Origin of the sequence: Campylobacter canis (genome assembly GCF_045504005.1) — a bacterium.
GTDB classification, from domain to species: Bacteria; Campylobacterota; Campylobacteria; order Campylobacterales; family Campylobacteraceae; genus Campylobacter_A; species Campylobacter_A canis.
On the sequence record NZ_JBJJXH010000002.1, the window covers coordinates 167,056 to 181,474 of the forward strand.

General features: G+C 39.8%; 14 protein-coding genes. All 14 read right to left on the minus strand.

The genetic code is table 11. The annotated features are described in order from the left end of the window. Positions 1 to 245 precede the first annotated feature (245 nt). The 14 genes from ACHJH3_RS02965 to ACHJH3_RS03030 all read right to left on the minus strand — a co-directional run bounded on the left by ACHJH3_RS02965 (position 246) and on the right by ACHJH3_RS03030 (position 14,348). Positions 246 to 668: a Sua5/YciO/YrdC/YwlC family protein gene (locus ACHJH3_RS02965; protein WP_169942105.1), complete on the minus strand. Its 423-nt coding sequence runs from the start codon at positions 666 to 668 to the stop codon at positions 246 to 248. 81 nt (positions 669 to 749) lie between these two features. Then, complete coding sequence (locus tag ACHJH3_RS02970; RefSeq protein WP_407063524.1) at positions 750 to 1,571, minus strand: DNA-methyltransferase; 822 nt, start codon at positions 1,569 to 1,571, stop codon at positions 750 to 752. Beyond that, on the minus strand, positions 1,561 to 2,385 hold the full coding sequence (locus tag ACHJH3_RS02975) for a type II restriction endonuclease (RefSeq protein ID WP_407063525.1): 825 nt from the start codon (positions 2,383 to 2,385) through the stop codon (positions 1,561 to 1,563). Before ACHJH3_RS02975 ends, ACHJH3_RS02970 begins: the two co-directional genes overlap by 11 nt. A 14-nt stretch (positions 2,386 to 2,399) precedes the next feature. Continuing rightward, entirely contained in the window at positions 2,400 to 2,582 is a 183-nt protein-coding gene (locus ACHJH3_RS02980) for a DpnD/PcfM family protein (RefSeq protein WP_169943194.1), read from the minus strand. Then, on the minus strand, positions 2,572 to 3,276 hold the full coding sequence (locus tag ACHJH3_RS02985) for a hypothetical protein (protein ID WP_407063526.1): 705 nt from the start codon (positions 3,274 to 3,276) through the stop codon (positions 2,572 to 2,574). Before ACHJH3_RS02985 ends, ACHJH3_RS02980 begins: the two co-directional genes overlap by 11 nt. A gap of 98 nt (positions 3,277 to 3,374) precedes the next feature. Next, positions 3,375 to 6,650: a carbamoyl-phosphate synthase large subunit gene (gene carB / locus ACHJH3_RS02990; protein WP_407063527.1), complete on the minus strand. Its 3,276-nt coding sequence runs from the start codon at positions 6,648 to 6,650 to the stop codon at positions 3,375 to 3,377. After that, positions 6,650 to 7,405 (minus strand): rod shape-determining protein MreC, encoded by a 756-nt coding sequence (mreC, locus tag ACHJH3_RS02995; RefSeq protein ID WP_173031671.1) that lies wholly within the window; start codon positions 7,403 to 7,405, stop codon positions 6,650 to 6,652. Before mreC ends, carB begins: the two co-directional genes overlap by 1 nt. Next, positions 7,395 to 8,432, minus strand: coding sequence for a rod shape-determining protein (locus ACHJH3_RS03000; protein ID WP_169943190.1), 1,038 nt, complete (start codon positions 8,430 to 8,432; stop codon positions 7,395 to 7,397). Before ACHJH3_RS03000 ends, mreC begins: the two co-directional genes overlap by 11 nt. Before the next feature lie 15 nt (positions 8,433 to 8,447). Continuing rightward, a complete protein-coding gene (gene clpX / locus ACHJH3_RS03005; protein WP_407063528.1) occupies positions 8,448 to 9,680 on the minus strand; it encodes an ATP-dependent Clp protease ATP-binding subunit ClpX in 1,233 nt (410 codons plus the stop codon). Then, entirely contained in the window at positions 9,680 to 10,468 is a 789-nt protein-coding gene (gene lpxA / locus ACHJH3_RS03010; RefSeq protein WP_407063529.1) for an acyl-ACP--UDP-N-acetylglucosamine O-acyltransferase, read from the minus strand. Before lpxA ends, clpX begins: the two co-directional genes overlap by 1 nt. A 27-nt stretch (positions 10,469 to 10,495) precedes the next feature. After that, positions 10,496 to 10,942 carry a 3-hydroxyacyl-ACP dehydratase FabZ gene (gene fabZ, locus ACHJH3_RS03015; protein ID WP_172129404.1) on the minus strand — a complete coding sequence of 149 codons (447 nt, stop codon included), beginning with the start codon at positions 10,940 to 10,942 and terminating at the stop codon, positions 10,496 to 10,498. Between the two features lie 122 nt (positions 10,943 to 11,064). After that, positions 11,065 to 12,138: an epoxyqueuosine reductase QueH gene (locus tag ACHJH3_RS03020; protein ID WP_407063530.1), complete on the minus strand. Its 1,074-nt coding sequence runs from the start codon at positions 12,136 to 12,138 to the stop codon at positions 11,065 to 11,067. Positions 12,139 to 12,192: 54 nt separating this feature from the next. Further along, a complete protein-coding gene (locus tag ACHJH3_RS03025) occupies positions 12,193 to 13,149 on the minus strand; it encodes a tRNA (adenosine(37)-N6)-dimethylallyltransferase (protein WP_407063531.1) in 957 nt (318 codons plus the stop codon). Then, positions 13,146 to 14,348, minus strand: a complete 1,203-nt coding sequence (locus ACHJH3_RS03030; RefSeq protein WP_407063532.1) for an NAD(P)/FAD-dependent oxidoreductase — start codon at positions 14,346 to 14,348, stop codon at positions 13,146 to 13,148. Before ACHJH3_RS03030 ends, ACHJH3_RS03025 begins: the two co-directional genes overlap by 4 nt. Positions 14,349 to 14,419 lie beyond the last annotated feature (71 nt).

The window sequence follows — 14,419 nt, forward strand, 5'->3', positions numbered from 1 at the left end:
CTCCTTTGTAACAATTTATGGTGAAATATTAGCACGATATGATTTTTTATTTTTTTAAATTTAATTTTATATTTTTATCTTAACTATTTGATGTTACATATCGAAACTATGAGTAAATTAACTTCTTAAATAGAAACAAATTTACACAAACAAAATATTTTGTTTGAAATTTAACTTTGATAAATTGAAATTTTATATAACCTAATTACTCAATATATAAAAAGTAAGTGTGTTTTGAGTTTTATCTATCTTATCTTTTTTAAATTTCTTTTTGAGAGTTTGTAGATTTTCGAGCTTGAATTTTCTTGAAAATTTTCATCGACAACGACATCAGCAACGCTTCTAGCCCAAACTTCGTCAAATTTCTCCGAGCTTAAATTCGCACTACTTGAGTAAAACCAGCCGTTTTGATCAAGAAATTTAGCGTGCGCACACTCTTTGACAACCCGCACGGCCTTTAAATTCGGATATAAAAATGTAGTTTTTCTTGCTCGGCGCACCAAATTTTTAAATTTATCAGGAACCCGCACAAGAGTTTTTAGCTCGCTAAATTTTGACGTAGTGATAAGGCAAGGCTTATGCAAAGGGCGGTTTTTTAAGCGGTTTATCTCCTTAAAATCCTTGCTTAAAAATCCCGCCGTAGTGTCTGTTTGCGCTAGGTAGATCAAAATTTTCCTTTTCTTTAAAGATAAATTATTTGTGAGTTTATCGCTGTAAAATTATAGCTAGCTTAAATCTATAAATTTACATTAGATAAGGCTTGAATTTATCTTTGAAATAAGCTTCAAATCGAAAATTTTACTCTTAAATTTATTCAAATTTTGATCTAACTCTCTTTTTCTATCCAAAGAAATTTTTATAAACTCATCCTCTTTTTCTATGCCTACAAATTTTCGCCCAAGTAAATTTGCAGCGATTCCGGTTGTGCTTGAACCGCTAAAAGGGTCGCAAATGACGGAATTTTCAACGCTTGCCATCAATATCAATCTAACCAAAAGCGAAAGCGGTTTTTGCGTCGGATGTTTACCGCAAGCTTTCTCCCAAGGCGCAATAGCCGGAAAACTCCAAACATCCTTCATCTGCTTATCATTATTTAGCTTTTTCATGAGCTCATAGTTAAAGATATGCTTATGTTTTTCGCTCTTTCTCGCCCATATGATCTGCTCTGTAGAGTGGGTAAGATACCTGCAACTAAAATTTGGCGGCGGATTTGTCTTTTGCCATGTGATGATATTTAAAATTTTATAATCAAGCTTCTGCAAAGCCCGCCCGATAGAAAAGATATTGTGATACGTTCCGCTTATCATCACGCTCCCATTATCCGTTAGCGCATTTTTTGCTAAATTTAACCAAGTTAGGTTAAACCCGTCAATCTCGTCTATTCCGTAACTCTTATCCCACGCGCCCTTATTGACGCTAACTATCCGCCCGCTTTGGATACTTAAGCCGTCGTTTGATAAAAAATACGGCGGATCGGCAAAGATTAGATCAAATTCTTTTGTGAATTTCGGCAAGATTTCAAAGCAATCGCCTTGGATAAGATTAAACTCGCTTGTCATACTATCTATCATTTTTTATCTCGCGAGCAAAAAGATGAAGCGTGGCTAGGTTATAAATCTTAACGTTCTCATAGGCTTCTTGAAGTTTGTTTTTAGCATTTAGCCAGCCTTGCCCATCCGTTATCCAGATGAATTCAAATCCGTTAAATTTTGAAATTTCTTGAGCGATTTTTGTATAAGCTCTTGCTACCTCATTTAGTTTCGAGCCTCCTACGCTATAAAAATTCGTCTCAATCATATAGGTTAGGCTATCTGATTTTATTACAAAGTCAAATACTTTGTTATCGCTACCTAAATTTAAGCTGAGCTCTTGGCTGCTAACTTCAGTTTGAAAACAAATATTTTCACTCCTAAAATATTCTGAAATAATCCGAGCGAAATTCTTTCCGCTGCGATTTTTGCGGGCATTAGTATCAAGACCCACTTCTACTCCAAATACATAATCATATAAATTTTTAATTTTTCCGCTCGTAAAAACTTCATCAAGTCCAGTTTCGCAAAAAAACTCATAAATTTTTTCAGGACTTTTAAAATATGCTTTAACGCTTGTTAAAACGTTATTTTTATTAAGTACGTCGGTATTGTCTTTATGAACCGCTATAAGTAAATTTAACACTTCAAAGCACTCTTTGTTCTCGTTAAAAAGTCTGTTAATATTTGTTTTCAAATCATTTTTACCGAGTAGAAAATTAAGAGTATGAAGCTTTATACAAACTGATTGCAAATTTTTATCGCACTTTTCAAAGTCGGTAAAATAGCTCAAATTCGCATTAGTTTTCTTAAGCAGTCCCAAAAACTCATCAAAATTCGTTACATTTGGCCCCATTTAAAACCTAAATTTTAGATTTCAGGCTTAGATTGCTCTTTGGCTTCAAACTCCACACAATAAAAATCATCCGCACTTAAAACCACTTCGCATTTCTCGTAAGCCGATTTTACGATCTTACGTGCAACTTCCTTATTTTTAGCTTTAACAAAGATCTTTTTTACAAGAGTCTCGGTGATTTGTACTTCAAATTCCAACTTGTACCCTTAAATTTTCTTTTTCATATAGATTTACTACGCTGTCATAATCGACAAAACGCACACTACCTGCTATGCTTTCATATATCGATGCGCCTATTACGCTTTCAAATTGTGCTCGTCTATTTTTATTAGCAACTATAAACATTTTGGCGTTAAAGTCTTGAAGCTCATAAAATTTATTAAGAGAATTTTTAAAATCGGTGCTATGTTCTACTTCAAAAAACGAATGGGGCAGCTTGCGCTCGTTAAACCATATCACATCGATGGTTTTGGCAAATTTTATAATTTTCGGATATGAAAATTCATAAATTTCGCTAGCTGTAGCTACTTCGTGAAGCTTTTTATCGACAAACAATTTATTTTTATCTTGTGGCGGTACATAGGTATGAAAATTTCTTAAATTTCCAATTTGTGTGATAATGCCTTGAAAATAAGAGTGGGTAAATTCGCTCTGTGTCGCAATTTCTTTTAGATTAAATTTTGACAAAATTTCATCTTTAAATGCGCTAAGCCCCCAAAGCCCGGGCTGAATTTTAAAAAACTCTTTATTTGTCTGAACTATCCTGCGTATCGTAGCAAAAGGCGTTTTAGTCTGCCACGAACTAACGTCGGTTAGCTTATAAAGCTGAGAAAGAGTGGCTAAATTTCCGTTTTTCAGCATAGCTTGTATGACAAAATCTTTTTGCTTCATAGTAATTTATAAATTCTCCAAAATCAGCCCATAAATTTAACGACTTTAATCCTATTTTTTAAAATATCGGCAGGCGAAATCAACCTGCCAAGTTAGATTTACCCCAAATACTCCTGCAGGCTTTTCACCTCAAGAGCAGAGCCGTCTTGAACGCTTCTAATTGATTTTGCGGCAGCAAGTGCAGCGGCGATAGTGGTAAAATAAGGAATTTTAAAGCGCAAGATATTTTGGCGAATTTTCTTTCCGTCCTCGGCATTTGATTTGCTATCGCTGGTATTTATCACAAGCGAGATATCGCCGTTTTTAAGCCTGTCCTCAACGCTTGGACGACCTTCGCTGATCTTATAGACGAATTCAGCCTCTATGCCGCTGTCTGCTAAAATTTTATGCGTTCCACCGGTGGCTATTATATTAAAGCCTAGGTTTATAAGCTCGTTTGCAAGAGATGCGGCATAGATTTTATCGTTATCCGCAAGTGTTAAAAAGACCGTTCCGCTAGTTGGCAATGAGTTATTAGCGGCGATTTGAGACTTGGCAAAACTCTTTGCAAAATCATTACTTATGCCCATAACTTCGCCGGTACTTTTCATCTCAGGACCAAGTATCAAATCAGCTCCGCTTAGCTTATTGAAAGGAAATACCGCCTCTTTTACGCAGACGTGATTTTTCACGCGCGGCTTTAAGATTCCGTCTTCTTCAAACACCACTTTGTAACTGTCGTAAAATTCAAGAGCTTCGCGCAAATTCCCCTGCCACATCACGCGCGTTGCGACTTTTGCCATAGGAATTCCCGTAGCCTTGCTTACAAAAGGCACGGTGCGGCTTGCGCGAGGATTTACTTCGATCATATAAAGCTCGCCCTCGGCATCGTTTTGATCGCTTTTATAGATAGCAAACTGTATGTTCATAAGTCCTACAACGCCTAAATTTAGAGCTATATCGCGAGTTTGAGCTTCAACCTTTTTTATCATCTCGGCGCTTAAACTCATCGGCGGCAGTATGCACGCGCTATCTCCCGAGTGAATTCCAGCCTCTTCGATATGCTGCATGATAGCTCCGATATAGACATCTTTGCCGTCGCATATAGCGTCCACGTCAAGCTCGGTCGCATCTTGAAGGAATTTATCAAGCAGTACGGGAGAGTTGTTGCTAACCTTAACCGCTTCGTTCATATATTGCTTTAACTCATCTTCGCTATGCACACGCCTCATGGCTCGTCCGCCAAGCACGTAACTAGGGCGCACAAGCACCGGATAGCCGATCGCGTTAGCTTTTTCTATGGCTTCTTTCTGACTGGTTGCAGTGTCGTTTGTAGGCTGTTTTACGCCGATTTTATTTATAAATTCGCTAAATTTCTTTCTATCTTCGGCGATATCTATAACCCTCGCGGTAGTGCCTATAATCTTAGCTCCCGCTATACTTAGGCGCTTAGCGAATTTTAGCGGAGTTTGACCGCCAAAATGCACAATCACTCCATCGGGTTTCTCGCGCTCGATGACTGAGCGTACATGCTCAAAATCAATCGGCTCAAAGTAAAGTATATCGCTCGTATCATAGTCGGTTGATACCGTTTCGGGGTTGCAGTTATACATGATGGTTTTTACGCCAAGATCTCTTAAAGCGTAGCTTGCATGCACGCAGCAGTAGTCAAACTCTATGCCTTGACCTATGCGGTTTGGTCCGCCGCCTATGATCATAACTTTTTTGGACTTGTCCAAATTTTCATCGCTGTCTATTTTGGTTATATTGGTCGTAGAGTATAGATAAGAGGTGGTTGATTTAAACTCGCCTGCGCAAGTATCTACTTCGTTGTATTCAAGCCTAACGCCCATCTTTTCTCTGGCGAAATATATATCGTTTTGGCTTAGTTCAAGATTGTCTTTTAAATTTATCAGATGAGCTATCATCTTATCGCTAAAGCCCATTGTTTTAGCGGTGCGAAGCAGGTTTTCGTCATTTAATATATCCATATCGATCTTATCTTCAAATTCCACGATTTGACGAATTTGATCCAAAAACCAAGGATCTATCTTGCTAAATTCATGCACTTCCTGCATGCTAAATCCATCTCTAAAAGCTTGAGCTATGTATAAAATTCTACTTTCATTTGCGTTTCTAAGCCCGTAAATCAGGTCGTTTCTATCTAAATTTAAAAAATTAAACCCGAAATAATCCTTCTCCATAGAGCAAAGTGCCTTTTGGATACTCTCTTTAAAGGTTCGTCCTATCGCCATAACTTCGCCTACTGATTTCATAGCGGTGCCAAGATGCGGATTTGATCCGGGGAATTTCTCAAAGGTAAAGCGAGGAATTTTAGTAACGATATAATCAATCACAGGCTCAAAACTAGCAGGCGTGCCCGTGATGTCGTTTCTGATCTCATCTAAGCTAAATCCGACCGCAAGAAGTGTGGCAACCTTAGCTATAGGATATCCCGTAGCCTTGCTGGCAAGCGCAGAGCTGCGACTTACGCGCGGATTCATCTCGATAACTATCATGCGACCGTCTTTTGGATTTACCGCAAACTGAACGTTGCTTCCGCCCGTATCTACGCCGATCTCACGCAAAATTTTAAAGCTGGCGTCACGCATCACCTGATACTCTTTATCCGTTAGAGTTAAAGCCGGCGCAACCGTTATGCTATCACCCGTATGAACGCCCATCGGATCGAAATTCTCAATCGAGCAGACGATAATGCAGTTATCTTTTCTATCTCTGATAACTTCCATTTCGTACTCTTTCCAACCAAGCAAGCTCTCCTCTACTAAAATTTCATGTATCGGGCTCGCGTCAAGTCCCGCTTGGGCTAGCTCTTTGAATTCGTCGATATTATAAGCCACACCGCTTCCCGCACCTCCAAGAGTATAGCTTGCGCGGATAATAATAGGAAAACCTATCATTGACGCCGCCTGCATAGCGTCTTGCATGCTGTATGCGTAGTGGCTCTTTGGAAGATCCATGCCGATTTTTATCATAGCGTCTTTAAACGCCTGTCTGTCTTCGCCCTTTTTGATAGCTTCAGGTCTTGCACCAAGAAATTTAACCCCATCAAGCATGCCCGATTCATAAAGCTCCATAGCTACATTAAGAGCAACCTGCCCGCCCATAGTAGGAAGTATGGCATCGACCTTTTCTTTTTGTATTATTCTTTTAATGCTTTCTTTTGTTATAGGCTCTACGTAAGTTGCATGCGCAAAATCCGGATCCGTCATTATGGTAGCAGGGTTTGAGTTGATAAGCACAACGCGGTAGCCAAGCTCTTTTAGCGTCTTAGCCGCTTGAGTGCCCGAGTAGTCAAATTCGCAAGCCTGACCGATCACGATAGGGCCTGAGCCGATCAACAAAATAGTATTTATATCTTCTCTTTTTGGCATTATTTTTCCTTTATAACAACATACAAATATGATGGGATGGTAACTTTTGCGTATGGTTCGACCAAAACGCTTTTATACAAACTCTCTTCTATAACTTTTGTAACTTTTCCTACCGAAATTCCGCTAAAAAATATCCCGTCAAGCCCGCTTGTATAGACCTCATCGCCCTCTTTAGGATGAAGCCATTGAGGGATAAATTTGATAATAAGTCCGTTTTTGTTTCCGTGAGCTATGCCTGGAATTTTTTCATTACCTATATAAACGGCAAATATATTTTTAGGGTCGTTTTGTAAAAGCGCCATAGGCCTATCGTCTTTAGAAACTACGATACCGGCACTTTTGCCCTGATAAATAAGTCCGTAAATTTTAGAGCTATTAAAATCCTCAAATTTATCCAGCCAAATTTTATTATAATCGCTTATATTAACGTAACTTAAAGCCCGAACGAGCTGAATTTTCGGCTCATAAACGCTTGAGTTCTTATCAAGCAAAATTTCATTTAATTCATTTGCGAAATTCGCAAGCAAAACGGCTGATTTTTCAAGCTCCGCGTTTTGAGCTCTGAGGGATAGAATTTCTTCTTTTTGTCTAAAATACTCATTTACACTATCTCTTATAAAATTAACGCTATCATCGTAAATTTTAACGATAGAGCTATTAAAATTTATAACTTCCTTGGTGATAAGCTCGCTCTTATAAAGAGAAGCCGACACCAAAAAACCAATTATAAAAACAAATAAAATTTTACTCTTCATTTGTTAGCTGCTGAAGCAAGCCGATCTCTTCAAGCGCTCTGCCCGTGCCTCTTGCAACCGCCATCAAAGGCTCGTCCGCGACAAATACAGGAAGCTTCACGATGTCGGCTAGATACTTGTCTATACCTCTTATCAAAGCGCCGCCGCCGGTTAGCACGACACCGTTTTCTACGATATCGCCCGCAAGATCAGGCGGCATCATCTCAAGCACGGTTTTTAAGGCATCCGCTATCTCTTTAAGCGGCTCTCTCATCGCCTCACGTACATCTTCGCTTGTTAGTTCTATCCTGCTTAAAAGACCGCTTATCTGATCGCGTCCTTTTACTACGATTGAAAGCTCCTGAGGAAGCTGGATAGCAGAACCTACGCTTATTTTAATGTCTTCGCCGGCTCTTTCACCGATTAGAAGATTGTATTTTTCTTTTACGTAATTTACTATGCTCGTATCTAGCTTATCGCCTGCGGTTCGGATTGATTTGCTTATAACCAAGCCACCAAGTGAAACTACGCCGATTTCAGTCGTTCCGCCGCCGATATCCACAACCAAATTTCCTTGTGGCTCGCGAACCGGCAAATTTGCTCCTATTGCCGCAGCCATAGGCTCTTCTATCAAAAAGACCTCCCTAGCGCCTGCGCTTAGAGCGCTTTCACGAACGGCTTTTCTTTCAACTTGAGTTAGTCCGTAAGGAACTGATATGATGATACGCGGGCGGATGAAGCTTTTGCGTCTGTGAGTCTTTTCTATAAAATACCTTATCATCTTTTCAGTCATGTCAAAATCCGCTATAACGCCGTCTCTCATAGGTCTTATAGCCTCTATATCGCCCGGAGTCTTACCGACCATATCCTTAGCCTCGTGCCCTACGGCTAAAATTTTTTGCTTACCGTATTTTTCACGCTGCACGGCGACAACCGAAGGTTCATTTATGATGATACCTTTATCTTTTACCAAGACAAGCGTGTTTGCCGTGCCCAAATCTATACCCATATCACTTGAGAAAAATCCAATAATTTGATCTAAAATCATCTTCTACCTTTTATATTATGCACTTAGTTTGTTTTGTTTGACTAAAATCGGCTTAGCATCGCCGTTTACGACATCTTTTGTTATCACTACCTCATATCCGCCAAGGTCAGGAAGCTCATACATGATATCTATCATAACCTCTTCCATTATACTTCTAAGACCTCTTGCCCCGGTTTTTCGCTCAATGGCAAGCCCCGCAACTTCCTTAAGCGCCTCATCGTCAAATTTAAGCGTCGCCTTATCGATAGCAAAAAGCTTTTGATACTGCTTTAAAATCGCATTTTTCGGCTCGGTAAGAATTCTCACCATATCATCTTTGGTGATCTCGTTAAGCGTTGCTACTACATGAAGCCTTCCGATTAGTTCTGGGATAAGCCCAAAATGCACCAAATCATCAGGCTCAAGTAAATGCAATAAATTCGACCTCTCCTCTTTGCTACGTTTATCTTGATTAAAGCCAAGCACGTTTTTGCCTATCCTGCGCTCGACTATATCGCTAAGCCCGTCAAATGCGCCGCCGCAAACAAACAAGATGTTTGAAGTATCTATCTGGATAAACTCTTGATTAGGATGTTTTCTACCGCCTTTTGGAGGGATATTTACAACGCTTCCTTCGATTATCTTAAGAAGCGCTTGCTGCACGCCTTCGCCCGAAACATCGCGCGTTATCGAGCGATTTTCGCTCATTCTGGCTATCTTATCGATCTCATCTACAAACACAATCCCCTGCTCAGCTCTTTTTACATCGCCGTCAGCCGCCTGAAGCAGTCTTGTTAAGATGTTTTCCACGTCTTCGCCCACGTATCCGGCCTCAGTTAAGCTTGTCGCGTCACAAATTGCGATAGGCACGTCAAGAAATTTAGCCAGAGTCTGAGCCATAAGCGTTTTACCGCTTCCCGTAGGTCCTACAAGCAAGATATTTGACTTTGAAATTTCGGTATCATCTTCAATCTCGCTCTGTTTGAAAATTCTCTTATAGTGATTATAAACACCTACGCTAAATACCTTTTTTGCCTTATCTTGACCGACAACATAACCGTCAAGCACCTCTTTTAACTCTTTTGGAGTCAAATTTTTATAATCATGCTTTAAAATTTCTTCGCTTTTTTCAAGGCTGGTATCGCCATAAATCATATTGTAAGCGGCATTTATGCAGTATTCGCATATGAAAGCGTGTCCTTGTATATCAGACAACAACCTTCTGTCGTTTGACTCGACTTCGCCACAGAAATTACACTTTTTCGCCATTATTCTCTTCCTTTTGCCAGCGGAATTCCCCGCGTCGTGCTTAATATAAATTCGCACATTTTTTTTACATTTTCGTTATTTTGGGTTTGCATAAGCTCGCTTGCAGCCTCTTTTAACCCGCCTTCGTGTCTAAATAAAAATTTATAAGCCCTATTTATCTCTTCTACATTTTCTTTATCAAATCTTCTGCGAATTCCAACCAAATTTAGCCCTCTTATGTAAGCTCTATTGCCCTCTGCTAGACAAAACGGCACCACATCTTGACTAAGCGCGCTTGCGCCTGCGATCATGCAGCTTTCGCCGATTCGCACGAACTGATGCACGGGAGTTAGTCCGCCAACTACCGCAAAATCTCCCATCTCAACGTGTCCGGCTAAAGTAGCGTTGTTTGCTAGGATTACGTTGCTGCCGATTATACAGTCATGCGCTATGTGGCAATACGCCATGATAAATGCACTATCACCGATTCTAGTTAGTCCATCACCTTTATGCGTGCCCGAATTTATCGTGCAAAATTCACGGATTGTGGCATTCTTTCCTATGCGCACGCCTGTATTGCTTTCAGGTTTATAGCTGATATCTTGAGGTATGTCGCCTACGATCGCGTAGCTATAAATTTTACTAAAATCGCCTATATGAGTATCTCCCACGATTCTGGCACCCTGCTTAACCAGCACGCCGTTACCAAGCACCGCGTCCTTTCCGACATAGGCATAGGCTTCAATTATCGCGTCTTCGCCGATCTTGGCGCCGTCTTCTATGACCGCCGTTTTATGGATATTTTTCATCAAATTTCGCCTATTTATCTACTTTTCTTACTTATCAACTATCATGGCTTTTAACTCCGCCTCGCAAGCAAGCACTCCGTCCACATAAGCCTTGCCGTCAAGCACCCAGATATTTCCTTTGTGTTTTAGCACTTCAAGGCGGTACTCCAGCCTGTCGCCAGGGCGGATCGGATGGCGAAATTTCGCGCGATCTATGCTCATAAAATAGACAACCTTATTTTCAATGCCCGCCTGATGTTCATCGCTCATACTCTTAAACGCGAGCACTCCGCCCGCTTGCGCCATGCCTTCTATTATCATTACACCCGGATATATCGGATGATCGGGGAAGTGTCCTTGGAAAACCGGTTCGCCGATTGTTACGTTTTTATAAGCCACTATGTGTTTTGCGGGCTCGATTTCTACGACTCTATCGATGAGTAAAAACGGATATCTATGCGGAAGTATCTTTTGAATTTGCATTATGTCTATCACTACTAAGCCTTAATTATTAAAATATAGACCCGATTTTAGCTAATTTTTGCTAAGAGAAAGATTATTGAGTTGAATTTTAGCTTTTTAAGCAGGAAATTTTAAGCCGAATTTTAAGCATTAATTCACTCTAAAACCAAAATTTCCCTGCTGTCGTTATAAGTTACGCTTTTGCCATAAATTTCATATCTACCCTCTAAAATTTGATCAAGCACGATTATTGGATTTTGGCTAAAATCCCCGCAAATTTCTCGTCTTAAATTTAGCTCAGCCTCCACGCTTGGCGGATTTTTGCAAAGCTCGCTAACGCTAGTGTATTTACGCCCCGTAATTTCATTAAATTTAGCTAAATTCATCATCGTTACCCCATCTCGAAGCTCATCAAGCAGATCTTTTGCCTTGCTTACACTAAATTTCACGCTTGCACGCTTAAAATTTGAGTAGAGCAAAAAGTAGCTAGGCGCAACTTCGCCGCCAACTCTAACAAATCCCCTAAGCAGTCGGTAGTTTAAAAAATATTTGCGCGAAAGATGAAATTTCACGCCCTTTTCTTCGCACTCTCGCACTCTTTTATAAAGCTCAAGCCGCTCTTCGATGCTGCCGGGTAAAACGCGTCCGTTTATCTCGCTTGCAAGCTCGCTTAACGGCAAATTTTGCGCTTCTCTCTGCTTACTAAGACCAAAGATACATCCACAGTAATTTTGATGATAGAGCTTATCTTTTTTAGCAAGTTCAAACTGCTCGTTCGTGCCGCCATTTTTTCGGTAATCAACCGCCACAGCTTCAAGATCATAGCCGCTTACCGCCTCTTTTAGCGAAGCTTCAAGCTGGCTAAAATCCTTCTTTGGACTCATTAAAAGCGTAGTTGTAACGGACTTTTGCCCAAGCTCAATCGCCTTAGCAGCCGAGCTTCCCACGCGAAAATCAAAGCAGTATTTACAACGCTTGCCTTTTTCAGGCTCATCCTCAAGCCCCTTGGTTCCAGCAAGCCAGCTTTCATAGTCGTATTCTCCGCATATCAGCTTGATATCCATAGCGTCGCACGAGCGCTTAACATCCTCGTAGCGCATCAAAAATTCGCTATATGGATGGATGTTTGGATCGTAAAAATAGCCGATCAGCTCTTCACCTGGAAAGTCCTCGCGCAAACGGCGCAAAAAGTAGTGGCTATCGACAGAACAGCAGATATGAACTAGCAAATTTTTCCTTTTTTTACTTGTGATTTTATGGCAATTTTAGCCGCAAATTTTAAATCAGCTTAAAAATTCGCGAATTTTTGTTTCGCACTCTTGGATAGAGCCGCTAAATTTCTTTTCAAATTGCGAGCGATTAAAGGTGCGCTGACGCTTGGCAAGCTGAGCCGTATGCGTTGAAATCAGCTCAAAAAGCTCGCTTTCATTGATCTTGCCTTTTAAAAACTCGCCGCACTCTTTAAGCCCGATTGACTTAAGCGGTTTTGGCTCGCTAGGGTACTTTTCAAAAAGAAATTTCGCCTCAGCTAAAAGCCCTTTTTCAAGCATATTTTCTGTGCGAATTTTTATGCGCTGACGCAAAATTTCCCTCTCCCAAACCATCTCAAAAATCTTTAAATTTGAGATGATAGGCTCATAAGTATTTTTTTGCAAATAAACACTTGGAGCGGTTGAAATTTGCAAGTTTTGCACCGCCTTACCCTGCACGATTTTAATCAAATTTTCAAGCCCAAGCTCTTGGACGGGATTTTCAGTCTTTAAAATATGAACGTAAATTTCAAGCCATTTATTTAGCCTATATGTGTCATTTTGGCTAAATTTAGCGGCAAAAACGGGATCTGTCTTACTTACAAATTCGTAAATTTCAGCGTTACTAAGTCCGCTTTCAAGTCGCTCAAATTTCGGCGAGAGTCCCGAGATTAAGGATTTTAGATAAAATCCGCTTCCACCCGTTATAAATAATTTTTTGCCGTTTTCTAAAGCAAATGCACGGGCTTGCTTATAAACCTCAAAAAACATCCCAACGTCAAAATGTTCGTTTGGATATATCAAATTTATCCCAAAATGCCTCACGCTAGCAAGCTCTGCCTCGCTTGGCTTTGCACTTGCGATATTGATCTCTTTATAGACGCAAAGCGAGTCAAGACTTAAGATAATGCCGTTAAACTCGCTTGCAAGCTTAAGCGCAAGATCTGTCTTGCCGCTTGCCGTAGCGCCTATGATAGCAAGTTCTTTCAAGCGTAAATTCCTGAAAAAAGCAGCACGTCATCGCTATTTTCATTTGAGACGCCACGCACTATCATATCAGTTAAAATTTGAGAAACGCACGGAGCAAATAGGCTCTCATTTAGCCCAAAACCGCTTATATAAAGCAGATTTTTATAACTCTCATCGCGTCCAAATATCGGCAGCGAATTGGGCGTAAACGCTAAATTTTTAGCCTTAAAAGTCGGATTTTTAAGCTCAAAAAATGAAGTATAAGGCTTTAGCTTGGCTAAATTTTCATTTATCTCTTTTATATCCACAAGCGCATCTTTTGCATTTATTTGAGGCTTTGTAACGATGTTTACAAGACCGTTTTTAGCATCTATATTCAATCCGAAATCATCAATCATAAGCGGCATTTTAGGCGATATATCCTCATTTGCTTCAAAACTTACTTCATAAATTTTCGCACTAATGAGATCGAAATTCACGCCTAATTTTTTAACCAAATTCTTATCATCTCCGCTTGCTTGGATGAAGCTGCCTGCCTCATATCTGCCAAGCCTTCCGATTACCGATCTTACGCCATCTGCACCAACTTCGTAATCAACAATCTCATCGGTTATAAAAGCAACTCCGCTTCGCTCTAAAAACGCTTTTAAATTTTCATATAGTTTTTGCGCATCCAGTCTTGCGTTTTTCTTTAAATTTAAAGCTCCCTTTACGCCGTTTTTAACAAGACCCAAAGTATTTTCGTCGTGTATATCTAAAATTTCGAAATTTTCATCGTTAAATTTTATATTTTCAAGCATGAATTTGTATTTTTTATCGTCAAAAAACACAAGCGCTTCGCCTCTGTTTTCAAATTCAAATTCCCCTATTTCGCTTGCTAAATTTTGGTAAATTTCATAACTTTTTAATCCGTATCTACGAGTTAAAATTTCAAGCTTTTTACTAGGTCTAGTTTGATTTACGCCAAATTTTAAAAGCCAATTTAAAAACGCTTTATCGGCTAAATTTTTAAACCCTACAAAGCCGTCTCCTCTAGCAAATTTTAAAACTTCGTCAAACAAACTTCGATGTGCGCCTAAAAATAAATTTAGCGTATTTAAGCCGTTAGTTTTAGGCTTTTGCGATTTAGATACCACGCTTACGCTAAGAGAGTTTTTAACACACCAATAAGCGCTAAAAAGCCCTGAAATTCCGCTTCCTATAACCACTACGTCTTTCATAGGTTTTCCTTTAAATTTATCTTGAGCGGCTTAATTTTAGCAAATTTTTGTAATTTAAGATAAAATAACGC

What these genes read in the sequence shown, in the direction of transcription:
- ACHJH3_RS03000 (WP_169943190.1), bottom strand. Translation starts at nt 8,432, where the DNA reads ATGATTTTAGATCAAATTATTGGATTTTTCTCAAGTGATATGGGTATA.
- mreC (WP_173031671.1), bottom strand. Translation starts at nt 7,405, where the DNA reads ATGAAGAGTAAAATTTTATTTGTTTTTATAATTGGTTTTTTGGTGTCG.
- ACHJH3_RS02970 (WP_407063524.1), bottom strand. Translation starts at nt 1,571, where the DNA reads ATGATAGATAGTATGACAAGCGAGTTTAATCTTATCCAAGGCGATTGC.
- carB (WP_407063527.1), bottom strand. Translation starts at nt 6,650, where the DNA reads ATGCCAAAAAGAGAAGATATAAATACTATTTTGTTGATCGGCTCAGGC.
- ACHJH3_RS02985 (WP_407063526.1), bottom strand. Translation starts at nt 3,276, where the DNA reads ATGAAGCAAAAAGATTTTGTCATACAAGCTATGCTGAAAAACGGAAAT.
- ACHJH3_RS02975 (WP_407063525.1), bottom strand. Translation starts at nt 2,385, where the DNA reads ATGGGGCCAAATGTAACGAATTTTGATGAGTTTTTGGGACTGCTTAAG.
- lpxA (WP_407063529.1), bottom strand. Translation starts at nt 10,468, where the DNA reads ATGAAAAATATCCATAAAACGGCGGTCATAGAAGACGGCGCCAAGATC.
- clpX (WP_407063528.1), bottom strand. Translation starts at nt 9,680, where the DNA reads ATGGCGAAAAAGTGTAATTTCTGTGGCGAAGTCGAGTCAAACGACAGA.
- ACHJH3_RS03030 (WP_407063532.1), bottom strand. Translation starts at nt 14,348, where the DNA reads ATGAAAGACGTAGTGGTTATAGGAAGCGGAATTTCAGGGCTTTTTAGC.